This is a genomic window from Bacteroides sp. OF04-15BH, from assembly GCF_003477995.1.
Classification (GTDB): Bacteria; Bacteroidota; Bacteroidia; order Bacteroidales; family Bacteroidaceae; genus Paraprevotella.
In genome coordinates this window covers 38,689-57,466 of sequence record NZ_QUEM01000016.1, presented here as the reverse complement: position 1 = coordinate 57,466, position 18,778 = coordinate 38,689, and the positions used below count along the sequence as shown (strand labels likewise).

Here is an 18,778-nt window from a genome sequence, read left to right as displayed (position 1 = left end):
TTTGAAACAGTATAAAACGAATAGACATGATGAAACTGAAAATCATATCGCTAGCTGCCTGTTTGGCTTTCTGCACGGACGGAATGGCTCAGAAGAGCAAGTCCAATCCGGCTGTATCTTCTTCATCTGTTGATTTTTATCTGGAACAATATGATTTTGACAATGCAGAAGCACAGTTGGAACGCAACATCAAGATGCTGCAAAGAAAGAAACAGTCTACGGAAGAAGCCGAAAAGCAGTTGGACAAGATTGATATGGCGAGAGCCATGCTGCATGCCACAGAGCGTGTGGTTTTTATCGACAGCATCGTGACCGACAAGGCGACTTTTCTGGATGCGATAAAAATTACTCCGGAGAGCGGTACCTTGACCTCGTATGCCAAATTCTTCGGTACCGGTGATTCGGTGGGCAGTGTTTATCTGTCGGAACTGGGGAATAAGATCTATTATTCCGTTCCTACACAAAAGGCTGACGGGCAAGGTTCCCGTAAGACACGTATCTTTACCAGCGATCTGCTGGGAGGTCAGTGGAGCAAGGCTACTCAGGTAAAGGGGCTGAATGAAGATGAGGATCAGGATTATCCCTTTATGCTTTCTGATGGAGTGACTCTTTATTATGGAGCACGCGGAGAAGAGAGTCTGGGAGGCTATGATATCTTTGTCACCCGTTATGATGCGGACAACAAGACTTTCCTCAAGCCCGAAAATATCGGTATGCCTTTTAACTCTCCGGCCAATGACTATTTGTATGCCATTGATGAAATCAATAATCTGGGCTGGTTGGTGACAGACCGCTGCCAGCCTGCGGGAAAAGTCTGCATCTATATCTTTGTGCCGAACGCATTGCGCAAGACCTATGATTCTGAGGCTTACAGCGAAGAGGAACTGAAAGGACTGGCCAGAATCAGCAGCATTGCGGCCACCTGGGGAGATGCGGCTCTGATGGCAGAAGCTCGTGAGCGTCTGGAACAGGTGATGAACGAGAAGCAGGATGTTGTCAAGCCAAAAGACTTTGATTTTGTCATTAATGATGATTTGACCTATACACTGGTGGCTGAATTCAGATCTCCTGAAGCACAGAAAATGGCTTCGTGGTGGAAGGAAGGACAGGCCCAGCTGACGAAGAGCAAGGAAACGCTGCTGCAGTTGCGTAATGCATACGCACAGGGCAATGAAAGCAGAAAACAGCAGCTCAAGCAGCAGATTCTGACCATGGAACAGGCTTATGAAAAGCTTTACTATGGTTTGGAAGAGCAGGAAGTCAAAATCAGAAATACAGAGATAAATTATCTGAAAAGCTCCAAGTAACCCTGCTGGGATTACGGAGCGGAATTTTAAAATTGAAGGCCTATGAAAAAGTATTTTGCAGAATCTGAATTGATTATCAATCCGGATGGAAGTATCTTCCACTTGCACCTGAAACCGGAGCAGTTGGCCGGTAAGGTCATTCTGGTGGGTGATCCCGGACGTGTTCCAACAGTGGCTGCGCATTTCGACAGTCAGGAATGTGATATTCAGAGCCGTGAGTTCCGAACCATAACCGGTTCCTATAAAGGAAAAAGAATCACGGTGCTTTCTACGGGTATCGGTTGTGACAATATCGATATTGTGATGAACGAGCTGGATGCTTTGGTGAACATAGACTTTCAGACCCGTGAAGAAAAAGACGAACTCCGGTCGCTGGAGTTGGTTCGTATCGGAACGTGCGGCGGATTGCAACTGAATACTCCCGAAGGTACCTTTGTCTCCAGTGTAAAGAGTATCGGTTTTGACGGACTGTTGAATTACTATGCCGGAAGAAACGAGGTGTGCGATCTGGAACTGGAAAAGGCCTTTATGGAATATATGGACTGGTGTCCGCAAAAGGGAGCTCCTTATGTGATAGATGCTGATCCCGAACTGACCGACCGTATTGCGGGTACCGACATGGTGCGTGGTATCACCATCGCCTGCGGAGGCTTCTTCGGGCCACAGGGCCGTGAATTGCGCATTCCGTTGCAGGATCCGCACCAGAATGAAAAGGTGGAGAACTTTGAGTTTAAAGGGCTACGTGTGAACAATTTTGAAATGGAAAGCTCGGCGCTGGCGGGTCTGGCCCGTTTGCTGGGCCATAAGGCAACGACCTGTTGCATGGTTATTGCCAACCGACGTACGGGCAAAGCCAATGCGGCTTATAAGCAGACGATTGATTCGCTGATACAGACCGTATTGGATCGGATTTAAAAATGAAACAAAAGTATGCCCGGCTGTTGATAGTCGGGCATATCTATTTTATACAAACAAGTAAAATCAATATGAATTTCTCAGAAACTATTTGTGCTATTGCCACAGCTCCGGGAGGAGCAATTGGTATGATACGAGTATCCGGACCGGATGCTATCAGGATAACAGATTCTATTTATAAAGGAGTAGGGGGTAAGAGTTTATCTGCTGCAAAACCCTATACCTTGTCTTTCGGACAGATTATCGGAGAGAAAGAAGAAGTGGTAGACGAGGTGCTGGTCAGTGTGTTTCATGCACCGCATTCTTATACCGGTGAAAACAGTGTGGAGATTTCCTGTCACGGTTCTGCCTATATTCTTCAGACGGTAATGCAGCTGTTGTTGCAGCATGGATGTCGCACTGCCGAGCCCGGTGAGTTTACACAACGTGCCTTCCTGAATGGCAAGATGGATTTGAGCCAGGCTGAGGCAGTGGCCGATCTGATTGCTTCCAGTTCGGCGGCAACTCATCGTTTGGCGATGAGCCAGATGCGCGGCGGATTCAGTCGTGAACTTTCCCAACTTCGTGACCAGCTGTTGCACCTCACTTCGTTGATGGAGCTGGAGTTGGATTTCAGTGATCATGAAGAACTGGAGTTTGCCGACCGTTCGGAATTGCGTACTCTGGCCGAGAAAATTGAGCAGGTAATCCGTCATCTGGCCCAATCCTTCCGTTTGGGCAATGCCATCAAGAACGGTTTCCCGGTGGCTATTGTGGGAGAGACCAATGCCGGCAAATCCACCTTGCTTAATGCCTTGTTGCATGAAGACCGGGCCATTGTAAGTGATATTCACGGTACCACACGTGATGTGATTGAGGATACGGTCAATTTGGGTGGCATTACTTTCCGCTTTATTGATACGGCCGGTATCCGTGAGACTACGGACACAATCGAGAGTCTGGGTATTGAACGCAGTTTTCAGAAAATGGAACAGGCACAAATCGTGCTTTGGCTGGTGGACAGTCAGTGCGCTGCGGAACAGATCCGTACTTTATCTCCTCAGATTCTGCCTTTGTGTGCCGATAAGAAACTGGTGGTGGTCCTGAATAAGGCTGATCTCTTGGCAGGGGCTTCACCTGCACATTTGCCGGAATTACCAGAAGGAGTGGACGTCATTTCCATTTCCGCCCGCGAGAAGCTGGGATTGGAGCAGCTTCAGAATCTGTTGATCGCTACAGCTCAGTTGCCCGAAGTGGGAGAGGGGGATGTGGTGGTGACCAATCTTCGTCATTACGAGGCTCTGACGCAGGCTTTGGAATCTATTGAACGCGTGTTGCAGGGTATGGATCAGGGCTTGTCCGGTGATTTCATTTCTCAGGATTTGCGCGAATGTCTGTTCCACCTTGCAGAAATCGTTGGTGGAGAGATTACTACGGATGAGGTGTTGGGTAATATCTTTAAGAATTTCTGCATCGGGAAATAAGGACTGAAAAACGATGAAAAACGCCAGCAAACAATAACAAATAAAAGTCTAATAATCAATATATTAAACAATGTTAGCAATCTACGCTAACATTGTTTATTTTCACGGTTTTGCATATTTTTGTACCCCGAAAGTACCTGTTGACTCATTAGAGTAATTTTTCACTAACAACGTGTGCGAAGTACAAAAGGTATTTACACATCATTACACACCTTTACACACTATTTCGCAGCGAGTTTTGGAGAGTAAAATATGGGTAACAAGGTAAGAATTGAAAGAATCTGTGAATTTTGCGGGAAGACTTTCATAGCAAAGACCTGCAAGACACGTTTCTGTTGTAAGGCTTGTAACGACAAGTATTACAAGGAGTTAATTAGAAGTGACCGCTATAATGCAGTCACAAAAGAAGTGAAAGAGGAAAAGAAGAAAAGAATCCGTCTGGCTGTAGATGAACTGGAAGTTATACAGGCGAGAGAATTTATCAGCCTGAAACAACTCGCCATTTATCTGGGGGTAAGCCGAAAAAGTATTTATACTTACATGCGGATTTATGAAATTCCATTTTCACAAATTGGCAAGTAGGATATTGTAATCAACTGCAACGAATTAGAACCAACTATAATGAAGTCGCTGATTTTCAGCGGCTTTTTTATTTGCCAAAAATCCAGCTATATTCGTACATCAAGGCTGAGTTCAAGAATGTCGCTCATCAGAAGAATCGACATCGAACTTATGCTGAAAACAAAACCTTATGAATTTCTCAGACCAAAAGATGAATTTGACGTTACCGAGTATTATACCGCTGAACAGATTGTGGAAAAGTACAAAGTCAACGCCGTGTGGACCTATACCCGGCAAAACAATCTTCCAAAATCAGAATCCGCCAGCCATCATTCTATAAAAGTTTATTTATTTTCCGGAATTCTGTAGGACTGACATCCTTGTATTTCTTGAATAATCTGTTCAGGTGGCTTTCATCAGTGAAGCCCAGTTCTTCTACTATTTCATTTATCCTCATATCACTATGTAAAAGTCGGCTTTCTACCATCTTCATCTTATAATTCAATATATATTGTTGCATGGTTTCATTGGTTTGCTTTTTAAAATATTTTCCAAGATAATTGGGAGAGATACCAAAATGTCGACATATTTCTTTTGCTTTAATTTTTTCCGGGAAACAGATATTGGACTGTATATATTGCAAGATATTAAGTACCAGATCTGTCGAATTGTCATTCAGCCTTTCAGGAAGAAACATGGCCACATTTCTGGCTACCACTATAATTATAGTATTAATCAATTGCGTAATTATCTCGGTACTATAGATATGCTTGTTTTGGTATTCACGTATGATAGCCTCTATCATGGGTTTGACAAGCAGTTTATCCGTGGTGTTTCTTAGGATACACCCGGGCTGATGGTTAGCATGCTGGAGAATAAACTCCAGTCTCTGAATATTATCATCACCTAAAACAGCAGAATGGATATAAATATCATTGAACTTGATATAGATAAAAGTTGTTCTGGTATGAATCTCAAATGAGTGAATATCACCGGGAGTAATCAGAAATAGATGTCCGTCATGATACGGAAACTTATGGTTGTTTATCCATTGAATTCCCGTACCGGTCAGAATATATACCAATTCAAAAAATGTATGATCATGTTCTTTCAAGTTCGTATCATCTACCTCACTGAGGGTGATTTCAAAAGGCTGATGTAAGTTTTCTCTTTTCATGGGCTTGTATATATTCACAAAGATACAGATTATAGGAAAGATATTACAGAGCAAAATCGGAAAAGTTGTATAATTTTGCCTTTGTAGTTAAAAGAAAACTGATTATGGAAACAGAACTGGAAAAATGCTTGTCCGGAGAATGGTATGATTGTCATGCTCCTGTCTTCATCGAATTTAAGACGAAGACACATAAACTGTTATTAGAATACAATGCCTTGCCCTACGATGCAAAAGAGAAGAAGTATGCTATACTGAAAGATATGTTCGAAAATATTGGAAAGAATGTTTCTGTAGGCAGTCCATTTGTATGTGATTATGGATGCCACATAACGATTGGCAACAATGTCAGCATCAATACAGGGTGTACACTGGTCGATTGTAATAGAATTACTATAGGAAACAACGTACTGATAGGACCGAATGTACAAATATATACAGCAACCCATCCGGTTGAATTGGAAAAACGATTAACACCTGTGGAAACGCCTGACGGAATAAAATATATACGCCATACGTATGCACTTCCTGTAACCATCGAAGATGGATGTTGGGTTGGCGGTGGAGTCATCATTCTACCAGGTGTCACCATAGGCAAAGGAAGTGTCATTGGTGCTGGTAGTGTCGTTACAAAATCTATCCCAGCTGATTGTTTGGCTGCAGGTAATCCTTGTAAAATCATCCGTAAAATCAATGTACCTAATGAACAAGATTAAGTTGGTAGCCTTCGATTTGGATGGAACCATTGCGGATACGCTTCCACTATGCATAAAAGCTTTCAGAATGGCTGTACAACCATATATATCACAGACTTTATCAGATGATGATATCATAAAGACTTTCGGTCTGAACGAAGAAGGAATGATAAGAAAGGTGATTAAAAATGAATATTGGAAACAGGCACTACAAGATTTTTATCCTATTTACATGAAACTGCATCGTTTTATGTGTCCACAGCCATTTCAAGGTATACGTGAACTGATTATTCAATTAAGACAAAATAACCTAACTGTAGCACTTGTCACAGGCAAAGGAGCAAAGAGTTGTGAGATTACATTGCAGCAATTGGGGATGAATTCTGATTTCGACAGAATCATAACAGGTAATGCAGAACGAAATACCAAACATGAAGCTTTGAATGCATTGTTGAATGTTTACCATCTTTCCCCTGCAGAAATCGTGTATGTCGGAGATACTGTTTCTGATATAATACAATGCAGGATGGTGAACGTGGTATGCTTGTCCGCTGCCTGGTGTGTAACAAATTCTATTCAAGAAAAACTGGAAAAATGCAATCCAGGAAAAGTATTCAACAGCATTGAGAAAATATCGGAATATCTTTTGAATATCTCCAATGAATATTGAGAATATTTCCATATTTTTGAAATCTAAAAAAGAAATAGCATGACTTTATCAGATTGGTTCTAAGGATTCGAAAAAGGGATAAGCTGTCTGAACGAGGAACAGCGCGCCTCATTCTTTTCGGAATGCGGGAAAAATTGTGTGAAATGTGGAACACTACAAATCTATCAGCAACTATATGAAAAAGCAAATGGTGATTTGGACACCTTCTTTTCAGAAGCAAACAAACTGCCTGGAGTTAAAAGCGAAATCATTGAAAAAGGTTCTGCGTATCATCTGCACTTTATGGAATGTACGTGCATGCTTCACCGGCAAGGATATGTTTCCACACCCTTACTTTGTGAGTGTTCCAAGCAAAGCATTCTTTACGTCTTACATTCATTATGGAAAGACAAGGCATTTCGGGTAACAATCTGCGAATCCATTTTACGAGGTAGCCAATATTGCAAAATGTAAATTGAAACAACAAACAATGGAAATACATAATTTACTGAACGTCAAATCAAGGGCAGAGCTACGTGAGTGGCTTATTCAGAACCACAAAACAGAGAAAGAATGCTGGGTTGTGGTAAAACGTGGTAGACCTACGGATAACAATACTTTCTGGTATATCGATGCTGTAGAAGAAGCACTATGTTTCGGTTGGATAGACAGTACTACTAAGAAAATAGCCGATGATATAACAGCCCAGAAACTTTGTCCACGAAAGCCAAGAAGCAATTGGTCCGAACTCAACAAAGAAAGATGCCGCAGAATGGAACGGTTAGGACTGATGACCGATGCCGGAAGAGCTGTTTTGCCGGATATGTCGCCTAATGGTTTTATCATAGACAAGGATATATTACAGAGGCTACAATCCGACCCTGTAGTGTGGAAGAACTTCTGCCAATTTCCTGATTTATATAGGCGAATCAGAATTGATACCATCCAAATCAAGAGGAATCAACCCGAACTTTTTGAAAGTCGCCTGAACAAATTTATAGAAAATACCCGAAAAGGACTTCTCTACGGAGAATGGAATGACAACGGAAGATTATAAAAATACGGCACTATAAAATCAAAGCTTTCATTCCCTTCGGACGATGCCGTAAAAAAGACCGTTTACCTTTCACTTATGGAGATCGAGAAGAAATGGACACAGCCTATTCATAACAGGGGCTTGATTATGAACCAATTTATGCTTATTTTTGAAAACAGAATCCAGATCGTAAGAATAAACTTACAGCTGAATCCTGTTTCCATTTACACAAAATTTTGGATAGTGTTGAGATAAGAGATTTTATATTATAAATTACAAATATAACTATCTAATTTACGATTAATCTGCGTTCTGCTTAGCTTTATTTTCTTTCTCATTAAATTTTTGAACTTTCTTAAAATCAAATTCTTCAATATAAACAGCCACTTTAAAACGGTTTTCCAATGGTTTTGCAGAATCGTTTTGACTTATTATTGCACTAAATAAAATATCATCATCCCATCCCATTTCAAGGAAGTCTTTAATAAATTTTCCTTCTTCTTCGGGAATTACGCCAATGACTATACCATCGTTACTTCCTTCCTCTTTCTCTATGATATTGCTCTCTATAATTTTTTCTGAAATATCCTCTGCAATCTTTTCTGATTCACCATTACTTCTATTAATAGTCTTCGATATAGTTTTTTTATATTCTTTCGTTGAAACTATATTACCTTTCCAAACAACTCCTACCTGTTTTTCAAATCCTGTAAGTTTGTACTTTTTTTTTAAATCGTTCACTAAAAAGACTTTATTTCCTACATTAACTTTATCCCAAGAGTTTGTTCCCCCACACTCAAGAACTTTTTTTAAGCCAAATTCTTTGTAAAATTTTTCCATAAACTAATCTTTTTTATAATTAAAAATATCATTATCAAATTGTTGTTCAACAGACATTTGTCTAATTTTATCAAGCCATTCTATTATCTGCCTTGGTGAATTTTTGAATCCTTCAGTCTGATGCCTTTCAATAGCCAAAGCTATCAAAGAATACTCTCTTTCCAATGATGTAGAAAATACACCCTGATCGTCTGTATTGATTGAAACGGCTATATCATGTTTGTTGTAAGGAGTGTTCAAACCACTATTATAGAATTTCAGTATAGGATGTTCATCATAGTTTGACATTTCTCCAATTCTGTAATTGGAAGTAGGATTACATTCTATAGATATCCTCTTGCTTTCAATCTCTTTAAGTAATTGCTCTTGTATTGCCTCAAGAAGCTTATAAAAATCTTCTACATAGCTTTCCTTTATAGTAAAGGCTACAGCTTCCGAGCCTCTCTCTACAATTTCATCTTTATGATACTGATCGAACAATTCAAGCGCATTGATATTGAATTTTGCGATTTCTATTCCATATTCATGATTTTCTGCACAGTTGTCCCATTCTTGTTCTAATTCATCATCACCTTCTTCCCTATCACTAGCAAATTTAGGATTATTCCCTCTTAACACCCACGACTGGTAATAGTCATTGATATTATTTTTAACATCAGGATCATCCAATAATTCATAATTAATCTTACCATCCTGATATATTTGTCCTTGATACACTTCATAAAAATATTGATTAAATATTCCTTCTAAATAATAACAGAGAGGAGTAAAGCCAAACAATCTTTTACACTTGTGGTGTAACCAAACCATATTATCAAGCAGGACCTGCTTGGTACAGCATATAGTGTTATAACGCATGGAATAGTATTTTCTTACGTCAGTACCTAGTACAAGACAATGGCCTAATCTGTCACCATTTTTCAAGTTAAAGTAAATCATAGCTTCCTCGACTGCACGAAGTCCATCTGCTATATCATAAAAATCTTCTCCAACATGATAGGTTATATTCAAATCATTAGGTCTTTGTCTTCCATTATTCTTTATATTATGGTATCTAAGGAATCGAAAAGCTTGAGCAAAGACCTCTGGACGACACATGAGCTCTGTATTTGCAGCATCAATTCCCACAACATATCCAGAAAGAGGATAATCTTCGGAACCTACTCCAAGATATTCAGCATTATTACGGAATTTATGTATAGCAAAAGCTCTTTTTTTGATATCTTCTCTTAATTCCTTATGCCTATATTCCTTATCCTTTCTTTCATCTCTAGACTTTATGAAATGTAATATAATTGAAAATCTTTCTTTATATTTTTCATCTACACTTTCTGCTATTTCTTTTATTTTTTCTGCTATACCCTCTGCTGTTGTATCAGGAACTATACGAGTTTCAAGATACCTATCTTTACCATTTATTAAAAAAGACTCTATCGCTGCTTTATAAAGAAATTTCTTATGTCTTTTTGCAATAAACTTATCTTTTATTTCTTCATACAATGTAAAATTGTGAAATCCAACCGTAGAATTTAACTGAATTATTGCATTTCTAAATTTAATCTTATAACAGAGATAACTATAAAAAAGAGAACTTATATCTTTATAGTCATCACAACCCTCTAATAATAGTCTAAAAACACTATACATCAGCTCTCTTTCAGATGAAAGTATAGATCTAACATTATCCTTATTGTAACGTGGAATTCGTATATAATCCAAATCCTGGTAGTCAGATTTATCTTCAAAATGTTTTGATGTTTCCTTAGCTTTGGACAGTAGAAATTCCAATGAATGTGATTCCAATAATTGACGTTTGGCAGACTCATCGATTGCACTGTGTACGATAGCGTCATTTGCATTATTCATTTTATCGTCAATGATAATTGACAATTGAGCAGATGTAATTTGGGCATTTTCTGATAGTAATCCGGTTCGTGAGGCTAAATATAAACGTATGGCACATGCTCTATACATTTTTGCATAAAGATCCTTATCCCATCCGTAAGTTTTCCGCAAGTTATAAACTTCGGTAAAAATATTCTCCATGCTCGTAATATTGTTCATTATCGAAAGCCAGCTTATATCAAAATTATATGAAGAGCCTTTTAAGTGCATGTGGAGATCTGCCATTTTATTTTTAAACAGAGCATTAATTTCCTTATTATTATGATCAATATATGCCGGCCAATCAAAATATTTCCTTTTGGACCTGTTAACAATATCGAGAGATGCTGCAAAAACAGTAGTAAATGTATCTTCTCCAAAGAGATTTGAGACATTATGCCACCTTAATAATTTGGAATAATGACAAACCGGATCGTTGTTTTTAAAATATATAGTCTTACACGCAAAATGCAACAACATATTGAAAACAGACAGGTTGAAAGATTTTAACTCTTTATGAGACTTTAAAGGTTTCATCCACTCAGAAACTACAACCTGCCCCACTATTGATTCTTGATCTAAAGTATTATATGTATTAACCTTTCTTAATAGGTATTGAATCTGCGATTCTTTCATCTCCGTATCAGGACGTGGCATTTCACCACGGTTATATTGATTATCCTTTTGCATCATATTCGCACAAAAAAGGACTTCATCGCCATCCTGTTCCTTAAAAACAGCTTTCAGCGCATTACTTAAATGTTCCATTATATTATAGATTTATTAGTCAAAAAGTTGTTTTATCTCTTCTATTGTGAGTTTTTCATTTATAGTATTGAATAATTCGGACATTTCCTCCTTGTTTTTATGTAGTTCCAAAATTTTTTCTTCAACGGTATCTTTGCAAACCAAACGATATACCTTAACATCATTTTCTTGACCTATCCGGTGAGTCCGTGCAAAAGCCTGACTTTCAACAGCAGGATTCCACCAGTCATCCAGAAGAATTACTCTATCGGCAGCTGTAAGATTCAGTCCTGTTCCTCCAGCCTTTATACTTACCATCATAACTGTGGCAGAAGGATCATTCTGAAATGTATTGACAAGTGTTTGTCTGTTACGCGTATTACCTGTAAGTATTAACGGGTTCAGTTTTTTCAGTTCCGAATGCTTTATAAGTAATTCCAAAGCTGAAGTAAATTGTGAAAACAACAATACTTTATGATTTTGTGAAACGAAATCCTTTATCAGTTTTATTGCGAATTTGAATTTAGAACTGTCTATCATCGCTTTTCCACTCAGATTAAGTGGCAAAAGACTGGTGTTTACACAGCATTGTCTTAATCTTAATAACCCCTCAAGTGCTATACTGGTCAATCGTCCACTTGTTCCATCACTCATAGCAAGGAGAAATGTTTTTCTTACTTTGGAATATATTTCTCGTTCTTCCTTCGAAAGCTTTATATATACATTTTCTACGACCATATCAGGCAGATTCAAAACATCATCTTTTGTCCTTCTTAATATAAACGGTGACAGAAACATTTTAGACAGTTCCACTACCTTCTTTCTATCGTTAGTGTCAGTCAAACTCTTGATTTTATTATATATCAGCTCAGTTTCTGGCTGTATAAGTTTAAATTGTGCCCATATTTCATCAATAGAATTTTCAATGGGAGTACCACTAAGTATAATCAAATAATGTCTGTTAAGTGACTCTATGGCTTTATGACGGTGTGTATTGTCATTCTTTACCATTTGTCCTTCATCTACTATTATTGTATCAAATACTCTTTTGCGGTATTCCGAAGCATGAATCCTTATGGCTTCGTATGACTGTATTTCGATTCTTTCTAACAATTGGGGGGTAAACTTTATTATTTCATTTTTCCAATTTGCAGTAAGTGAAGCTGGACATATTACAAGAAATCTGTTACTTTCTTCAGCTATTGTAGTAAGATAAGCCAATGTCTGTAATGTCTTGCCCAATCCCATATCGTCAGCAAGCAGCCCTCCCCTATGATTCTTTCTGAGCTGAGATAACCACATAACGCCATCCATCTGATATGGTTTCAAATGTACATTCACATTTTCAATAACTATCGAAGTTATTTTTTCTCTTTCGCTATCAGATAAAGGTAGTATAGGTTTATAAAAATTCTCGATATTTATATTGTTGGGAATCAAACTACCGATAAACTTCTCAGGAGTAAGATTCTTTATCTTATCAGAATCAAACAAATTAAAGTTACCATCCGACTCTATATAATTTCTGCTATTAAGGTATGCATGAAGAATATCTTTAATATTTAAAGAGTCAGGACTTTCTTCATTTTCAGACGAAAACCACTCTATCCCGTTCTTATCTCTATGATATGAAGCTGTAGAGTATACTCCTTTAGAAGAGGGTAAATAGAGTTTCCATCCCTTAGATATAAGTTCTGTAAGTACTTTTACATCGGGCTTGTCTAACGATAACGTGCTGTATAATCTGTCAAGATTTAAATCAATAGATTCTATAAATATATCTTCACCCTCTTTATCTCTGTAAAAGAAATCGTTATTATCATTTTTAATTGGAATGGAAGTATAACATATTGGATATAATGTAGCAGAATCTTCATATCTAAATCTTAGATTCATTTTCTTCCACCACGCCCGAATATCTGATATATAAATTTCTCCCCCGATAAGTTTTCCTTTGCAAATAGGTATTTTATCCGAGGAAACATAGTTTTTCAGAACAGATGTTATATTTTTTATTTTTCTTAGAGATGAATTTTTCCCTCCAGAACGCTGGTATATCCATTCATGATTAGACAAAGCTTGAATTAGTTCTTCATTCACCATTTGCACTGGAGCGAAAATAAACGGCTGTTCTTCCTGTCCAACCATAAACAGGAGTTGAGCCAAACGGTCTGTCTGAAAAATTTTGGAACGACGAATATCATCTCCGTTTACTTTTCTTTGAAACGGAGACAAAGATCTGGAACCTGTTTCCATACAGACTTCAATGTCAATATTTCGGTTTGAAGTCGTATTATTCAATATACATACAAACCTGTATTCCATCAGTCAAACTTATAAAAGTAATTAAAGCTATCTATCATTCTTTTCTTCAGCTTATTCTTTTTTTCATCATTACAACTTATCTGATGATATGGCAAAACCGAAGATTGTATTTTACCTGCAAAATCGAAATCATCTATTCTACATCCACCGTCACAAATATATCTCAATTCACAGTCTCTACAAGGGATAACATTATCAACTGAAGTAGCCGAATGTATTTCTTTACCTTTTTCCATGAAAAAAGACATTGGTTTCTCAGTAACATTTCCGAATGTTTCCATTTCGTTTATTCTGTTACAGAAGTAGACATTTCCATCCGAGCTGATAGAAATACCTCCCAATCCACAATTTATAGCTACCAGATTTGCAGTATGACCGGCAAGGAAGTTCTCATAATCTGCATTTTCATCAACATGCTTTTCTATATCCTTTATTATTGCAGAATATTTTTCGTTCTCTTCAGCTGTAAAATGCACATCTCTACCGGGAAGAAGCTTCTTGCTAAGTTTGAAGAATACATCTTTACCTGATGTTTTTTCTTTTATCAAATCGACCAGATTTTTGTATCGGGTCTGTGTATTCTCATTAAGATTGTCATAAGTAAATGTAGTAGCGACAGACGTCTTTACTCCAGCATTGGCAAATTTCACAATAGTATCTACAACTTTTTCAAAATGCCCACTTCCTCTTACCATGGAGTTTGTTTCTTCATCAACACCATCAAGGCTAAACTGAATTTCATCAATAAATGGAGCCAAATCATGTATCAATTTATCTGACCACAACAACCCATTGGAAAGAACAGTACTTTTCAAACCTAAATCATGAGCATGATTTATTATTTGCGGGAAATTTTTAAACATAAGAGGCTCTCCACCAGAGAAAGTTACAAATTCTCCTCCATTTTCTTTGAATGAGGTCAGAACTTCCATCCAGTCTACTAATGTTAATTCATTTTCCAGTTTTTTCCCGGACAGCATAAAACAATGTTTACATTTAAGATTACATGCATTTGTAATATATATATTAAGCATTTTGTAACCTTCAAGATATTCTTTAGTTATCTCGTCATTGACTCCTGCAAATTTTCTTGCAAAAATTGCAGCCAAGACAATCTTTAAGTCACCCATTGCTTCTTCGCTATCCACTGTTTCTATTACATTGCCAACGCACTTTCCAGAACGTAGCATATTTAGAAAATCTATCTGTCTGGTATTATAAAGGACAATCCAATTTGCTGTTTGTACGGCAATAACCAGATAGAAATTATTGATTTTTTCTACAACTATTTCATTAGGGAAATGAAGTATATCATCGTAATTCAATTCTCCATTCATAATCTATCAAAACTTATATAAATAAAAAATGCCCCACTTTTTTCTGGGGCATCAAAATTTCTGTAAACCAAAATTAGTTTTGGTTTACATCACAGCGTTTGAAGCAATACATAGCTCCTACGCGCTCAGCATCAGAAATCTTTTTTTCTGACCAATTGAATGTAATTCTCTTTTTCATTTTTTTTAATTTATTTTTAAGTTTATAATTATAAATAATGTCTGTTCTCTATTAACTCAGTTATTAAAGTACAGCAACTTTTTAAATCCTCTATATCTATGGTCTCAACAGGACTATGCATATATCTACAAGGAATACTCAATAACAAAGTACGGATTCCATCACGGCTAATCTGAATCACATTAGCATCAGTACCAGTCGGACGTGCAAAAACCTCTATCTGATAGTTAATATTCAAATTCTTTGCCAAAGATACAACTTTTTTCGTAATTTCATTATCCATATTAGGACCAATTGCAACAACAACGCCTTTTCCTAAATTTATATTACCATCTCTTACTGGAGACATTCCAGGGTAATCTGTTGCATGAGTTACATCCAAAACTATACATAGGTCTGGATTTATAGCAAATGCAGCAGTCTGGGCTCCTCTTCCTCTAAGTTCTTCCTGAGTCGTGGCAACATAATATATGTCATCAATACATTTTTTTTCTGCAAGTATTTGAGCTATAGAAATCATTGCAGAAAGGGAGCATCTATTATCCATAGCCTTTCCTATCATCTTTGTACTTTGCTGATATGCTACTGACTCCAATGTTCCTATACTACCAACTTCTACCAACTCTAAAGCTGAGTCTTTATTACCTACGCAAATATCAATCCACAAATCTTCAGGATTTAATGACTGCTTAGAACCTGGATCCTTTTGGAGATGAATTGGTTTAACTCCTATGACTCCTTTAATAATTCGATTATCAACACCTTTTATTAATACAGTTCTACCCGGAAGAATATTGGTATCTATTCCACCTATTTCATCAAAATACAAATAACCATCATTGTCAATATAAGTAACTATAATTCCAATTTCATCAGCATGAGCAGTTATCATTATTTTTTTTCGTATATTTCCACAGCCATACTTTACAGCTACAGCATTACCTATATTCGTAAGATTAATCTCATCAACATATTGTGACATTTCTTTGCACCATACATCAACAACTTCTTTTTCATAACCGGATGGTGCAATTATACTTGATGCATGCTTTAAAAAACTTGTATTAAACTCCATAATATCATTTTTATTTATGGCACAAATTTAAAGAATTTTATTGGAAATCTTTACTAAAAACTCAGTTATAACTAAACTTAGGAAAAAAGATTATTTCTTTTATGCTTCATATCATGTATGCTTCATCAGTATGCAGGAAGCTCTAATCAATAACAAATATGATAAGTTGTAAAAATCAGCTATTCACTGATATATTGGGTAAAAAAATAACGAATTATATGAGGATGATGTATACCGTAGTCAAGTCTAACAACAACTACTACTGTTCTTCCAAATTTCATAGTATCATAAAATGCAGGCACAAATGCCAACAAACGGACTATACCATATAACAAAACGACACAAATCAACATCAATCTTCATATTATCTCACTTCATAAAGATTTAAAGACAACTCCAAAATATGTACTCTATTTTGTATAATATTGCACTCCATTGATAAATACGCTATACTACTAAAAAGGGAAAAATATCTCGTTCTTGTAATTTATTTACTGGGAAACTTTGAATTTCAATAAAATAAAATTTCTAGTGGCAAATTATGTATCAATCATTTTTATTACATTGATATATTGCTTCTTGGAAAAGTAGCGATATGTTTGTGTTGTAACGCATAAATGCTGTTCGAGTCATATTATATATCTGATTTTTTAGGTGTAAAGGTATTTCGGATATTCAGAGACTACAATATGAAATAGCGAAGTTGCTTATTGTTTAACGGGTATAGTATTACCGAATACTTTTGGTTTCTTTTTTCAGGTGAGACTTCCGATTTCTCGCTCGACTCGTCCTCTGATCCGAAAAATTGAAATCTCAGAAGATAAAATAAGGCTATTACAATGAGAAACAATATGTTGTGCAGAAATGAAAAAACTTAATCTGGTCTAAGAAAATCCTCAAAATGTACGAATTTTTAAGTCTTCGGCATCTTTTTCTGAAGTCATGCTGAAGATTATTTTTTTGATGCCGAAGACTTTTTTATTTTTTGATCATGTTTTCAGAAAAAAACGTTCTCAAAAAGTGTATATTTTCTGCATATATGCAGAAATTGAGGAGGGAAATGCGGTATATTTATGCGAATTCTTCTCTGGATGACTTTAAAATGAAGAAAGCAATGCATCGTTACCACAAGTAGCACTGCAATAGATACCATATTCGTTCTGTAAAAATTATTGCTAATATACCTGATTGTTTTTTCGTTGTCTTCTCCAGCGAAGCTAATTATTTATAGGTTGATGCCGACAAACTTGGGAGGAGTAATCCTGTCCAGATACTTCTTCATTTCTGTCGTTTAATACTTTCTGATATGATTTTCAGGAATGTATACCATGACTTGCCCAGAATATTTTTATTGAGTAACTTTATTAAAGTCACTTAATTATTTTTTTTCGTAACTATGGGGTGGTTTATCTATTTTTTCTATCTTTGCGTTTGTAGTAATTGTTGATTTAATATTATTGAGGCATGAAAAAGACACTCAAAAATATTTATTGGGGATTTTTATGTTTGTTCTTTCTGCTGTCCTGTCATCAGCAGAAAGAGGGTTCTTCAAGCCGTTTGCCCGATTATCCCATATCAAAGGGAGTGTCTGCTCCTTTTGCCGGTTTTATTGGCGATTGGATGATGGTGGCCGGAGGATGTAGTTTTCCGGATGTTCCGGCAGCAGAAGGGGGAAAGAAAGTTTATTACCGCGAAGTTTATGCTTTGAATACAGCGGACACAGCTTCCCGTTGGGTGCATGTGGCCGACTTGCCTTTTCCGGTGGCCTATGGGGCAATGGCGGAAACAGAACAGGGACTGGTCTGTATGGGCGGAATGAACAGTGATTCTGTCATGACAGCCGTATATCGGATCGAGAAGATTGCCGAAAAGGATTCTTTTGCCATCCGATGCTTGCCTTCGTTGCCCGCACCGATAGACAATGGAGCAGCCGCGCACAGTCAGGGCAAAATCTTTCTGACAGGAGGAAACCAGAACGATCACGGGCGTAGATTATATGCTTTGACAGTCGGTTCGGAGGAAGGGGAAAGCTGGAAACAGCTGGCCGATTATCCGGGAAATATGCGGGTACAGCCTGTTTTGTTGGCTCAGGATAGCGCCTTGTATCTGTGTGGAGGTTTTGAAGCCCTTCGGTCGGACAGTTGTGTCTTGTCTGTTGATATGTTGCGCTATGATGTGGCTCGCAATGAGTGGAAGCACGGTTCTGCTTTCCCGAAAACTCCGTCTGGCGAACAGCGTTGTCTGGTTGGCGGAAGTGGGGTGGCTACTTCAAAGCACCTGATTCTGACAGGGGGAGTCAACTACCGCATCTTTAAGGATGCTTTGGAAGGCCGGGCTCCTGAGGACTATATGAAGAAATCTCCGGAGTGGTATCGCTTTAATCGTGATATATTGGTTTATTCTTCGGAGCAGGGCACCTGGCAGGTGCTGGACGGTACTGAGGCTGCTGCCCGTGCCGGTGGTGTGCTCCTTCAGAAGGATGGTCTTCTGTATATGGTTTGCGGGGAGATCAAACCCGGAGTGCGCAGTGCAGAGGTGAATGTGATTTCTGTGTTCAATGAGAAAAATATATAACCCTTTAAACAATCATTT

General features: G+C 37.5%; 15 protein-coding genes and 2 pseudogenes. 11 read left to right on the top strand and 6 right to left on the bottom strand.

Annotated features, from left to right (window positions below):
* The first annotated feature begins 26 nt into the window (after positions 1-26).
* From DXA74_RS08800 to DXA74_RS08780, 5 genes and pseudogenes are all read left to right on the top strand, one after another.
* A complete protein-coding gene (locus DXA74_RS08800; RefSeq protein WP_118526728.1) occupies positions 27-1,307 on the top strand; it encodes a hypothetical protein in 1,281 nt (426 codons plus the stop codon).
* 42 nt (positions 1,308-1,349) lie between these two features.
* The gene (locus DXA74_RS08795; protein WP_118526726.1) at positions 1,350-2,222 is read left to right on the top strand and encodes a nucleoside phosphorylase; all 873 of its coding nucleotides are present in this window, start codon (positions 1,350-1,352) and stop codon (positions 2,220-2,222) included.
* A gap of 71 nt (positions 2,223-2,293) precedes the next feature.
* The gene (gene mnmE / locus DXA74_RS08790; RefSeq protein WP_118526776.1) at positions 2,294-3,685 is read left to right on the top strand and encodes a tRNA uridine-5-carboxymethylaminomethyl(34) synthesis GTPase MnmE; all 1,392 of its coding nucleotides are present in this window, start codon (positions 2,294-2,296) and stop codon (positions 3,683-3,685) included.
* Between the two features lie 252 nt (positions 3,686-3,937).
* A complete protein-coding gene (locus tag DXA74_RS08785) occupies positions 3,938-4,267 on the top strand; it encodes an HTH domain-containing protein (protein WP_118526724.1) in 330 nt (109 codons plus the stop codon).
* A gap of 93 nt (positions 4,268-4,360) precedes the next feature.
* Positions 4,361-4,599, top strand: a pseudogene (locus DXA74_RS08780) (DNA-binding protein); the annotation flags it as partial.
* On the opposite strand, the gene DXA74_RS08775 reads toward DXA74_RS08780, so the two are convergent.
* Entirely contained in the window at positions 4,581-5,423 is an 843-nt protein-coding gene (locus DXA74_RS08775) for an AraC family transcriptional regulator (RefSeq protein WP_118526774.1), read from the bottom strand. The pseudogene DXA74_RS08780 and the gene DXA74_RS08775 sit on opposite strands and share 19 nt — an antisense overlap.
* Positions 5,424-5,527: 104 nt before the next feature.
* Between DXA74_RS08775 and DXA74_RS08770 the strand changes: the two genes are divergently transcribed.
* The 5 genes and pseudogenes from DXA74_RS08770 to DXA74_RS16925 all read left to right on the top strand — a co-directional run.
* Positions 5,528-6,136 (top strand): sugar O-acetyltransferase, encoded by a 609-nt coding sequence (locus DXA74_RS08770; RefSeq protein ID WP_118526772.1) that lies wholly within the window; start codon positions 5,528-5,530, stop codon positions 6,134-6,136.
* Positions 6,123-6,785, top strand: a complete 663-nt coding sequence (locus DXA74_RS08765; RefSeq protein WP_118526722.1) for an HAD family hydrolase — start codon at positions 6,123-6,125, stop codon at positions 6,783-6,785. Before DXA74_RS08770 ends, DXA74_RS08765 begins: the two co-directional genes overlap by 14 nt.
* Positions 6,786-6,863: 78 nt before the next feature.
* The gene (locus DXA74_RS16580; protein WP_233550496.1) at positions 6,864-7,238 is read left to right on the top strand and encodes a hypothetical protein; all 375 of its coding nucleotides are present in this window, start codon (positions 6,864-6,866) and stop codon (positions 7,236-7,238) included.
* Positions 7,239-7,254: 16 nt separating this feature from the next.
* Positions 7,255-7,821, top strand: coding sequence for a YdeI family protein (locus DXA74_RS08755; protein ID WP_118526770.1), 567 nt, complete (start codon positions 7,255-7,257; stop codon positions 7,819-7,821).
* A 15-nt stretch (positions 7,822-7,836) separates the two neighbouring features.
* Positions 7,837-7,989 (top strand): annotated as a pseudogene (locus DXA74_RS16925) (IS256 family transposase); the annotation flags it as partial.
* 111 nt (positions 7,990-8,100) lie between these two features.
* On the opposite strand, the gene DXA74_RS08750 reads toward DXA74_RS16925, so the two are convergent.
* From DXA74_RS08750 to DXA74_RS08730, 5 genes are all read right to left on the bottom strand, one after another.
* A complete protein-coding gene (locus DXA74_RS08750) occupies positions 8,101-8,640 on the bottom strand; it encodes a hypothetical protein (RefSeq protein ID WP_118526720.1) in 540 nt (179 codons plus the stop codon).
* A gap of 3 nt (positions 8,641-8,643) precedes the next feature.
* Positions 8,644-11,292 (bottom strand): hypothetical protein, encoded by a 2,649-nt coding sequence (locus DXA74_RS08745; RefSeq protein ID WP_118526718.1) that lies wholly within the window; start codon positions 11,290-11,292, stop codon positions 8,644-8,646.
* Positions 11,293-11,307: 15 nt separating this feature from the next.
* Positions 11,308-13,527, bottom strand: a complete 2,220-nt coding sequence (locus DXA74_RS08740; RefSeq protein ID WP_158576047.1) for a DEAD/DEAH box helicase — start codon at positions 13,525-13,527, stop codon at positions 11,308-11,310.
* A gap of 68 nt (positions 13,528-13,595) precedes the next feature.
* Positions 13,596-14,933: a radical SAM/SPASM domain-containing protein gene (locus DXA74_RS08735; protein WP_118526714.1), complete on the bottom strand. Its 1,338-nt coding sequence runs from the start codon at positions 14,931-14,933 to the stop codon at positions 13,596-13,598.
* Between the two features lie 206 nt (positions 14,934-15,139).
* Positions 15,140-16,186 (bottom strand): M20/M25/M40 family metallo-hydrolase, encoded by a 1,047-nt coding sequence (locus DXA74_RS08730; protein WP_118526712.1) that lies wholly within the window; start codon positions 16,184-16,186, stop codon positions 15,140-15,142.
* 1,464 nt (positions 16,187-17,650) lie between these two features.
* On the opposite strand from DXA74_RS08730, the gene DXA74_RS08725 reads away from it, so the two are divergent.
* Positions 17,651-18,760: a cyclically-permuted mutarotase family protein gene (locus DXA74_RS08725; protein ID WP_118526710.1), complete on the top strand. Its 1,110-nt coding sequence runs from the start codon at positions 17,651-17,653 to the stop codon at positions 18,758-18,760.
* The last annotated feature ends 18 nt before the right edge of the window (positions 18,761-18,778 follow it).

Excerpts from the sequence above, each read along its gene's own strand:
- DXA74_RS08800 (WP_118526728.1), top strand. The coding sequence starts at position 27 with ATGATGAAACTGAAAATCATATCGCTAGCTGCCTGTTTGGCTTTCTGC.
- DXA74_RS08795 (WP_118526726.1), top strand. The coding sequence starts at position 1,350 with ATGAAAAAGTATTTTGCAGAATCTGAATTGATTATCAATCCGGATGGA.
- mnmE (WP_118526776.1), top strand. The coding sequence starts at position 2,294 with ATGAATTTCTCAGAAACTATTTGTGCTATTGCCACAGCTCCGGGAGGA.
- DXA74_RS08785 (WP_118526724.1), top strand. The coding sequence starts at position 3,938 with ATGGGTAACAAGGTAAGAATTGAAAGAATCTGTGAATTTTGCGGGAAG.
- DXA74_RS08775 (WP_118526774.1), bottom strand. The coding sequence starts at position 5,423 with ATGAAAAGAGAAAACTTACATCAGCCTTTTGAAATCACCCTCAGTGAG.
- DXA74_RS08770 (WP_118526772.1), top strand. The coding sequence starts at position 5,528 with ATGGAAACAGAACTGGAAAAATGCTTGTCCGGAGAATGGTATGATTGT.
- DXA74_RS08765 (WP_118526722.1), top strand. The coding sequence starts at position 6,123 with ATGAACAAGATTAAGTTGGTAGCCTTCGATTTGGATGGAACCATTGCG.
- DXA74_RS08755 (WP_118526770.1), top strand. The coding sequence starts at position 7,255 with ATGGAAATACATAATTTACTGAACGTCAAATCAAGGGCAGAGCTACGT.
- DXA74_RS08750 (WP_118526720.1), bottom strand. The coding sequence starts at position 8,640 with ATGGAAAAATTTTACAAAGAATTTGGCTTAAAAAAAGTTCTTGAGTGT.
- DXA74_RS08745 (WP_118526718.1), bottom strand. The coding sequence starts at position 11,292 with ATGGAACATTTAAGTAATGCGCTGAAAGCTGTTTTTAAGGAACAGGAT.
- DXA74_RS08740 (WP_158576047.1), bottom strand. The coding sequence starts at position 13,527 with ATGGAAACAGGTTCCAGATCTTTGTCTCCGTTTCAAAGAAAAGTAAAC.
- DXA74_RS08735 (WP_118526714.1), bottom strand. The coding sequence starts at position 14,933 with ATGAATGGAGAATTGAATTACGATGATATACTTCATTTCCCTAATGAA.
- DXA74_RS08730 (WP_118526712.1), bottom strand. The coding sequence starts at position 16,186 with ATGGAGTTTAATACAAGTTTTTTAAAGCATGCATCAAGTATAATTGCA.
- DXA74_RS08725 (WP_118526710.1), top strand. The coding sequence starts at position 17,651 with ATGAAAAAGACACTCAAAAATATTTATTGGGGATTTTTATGTTTGTTC.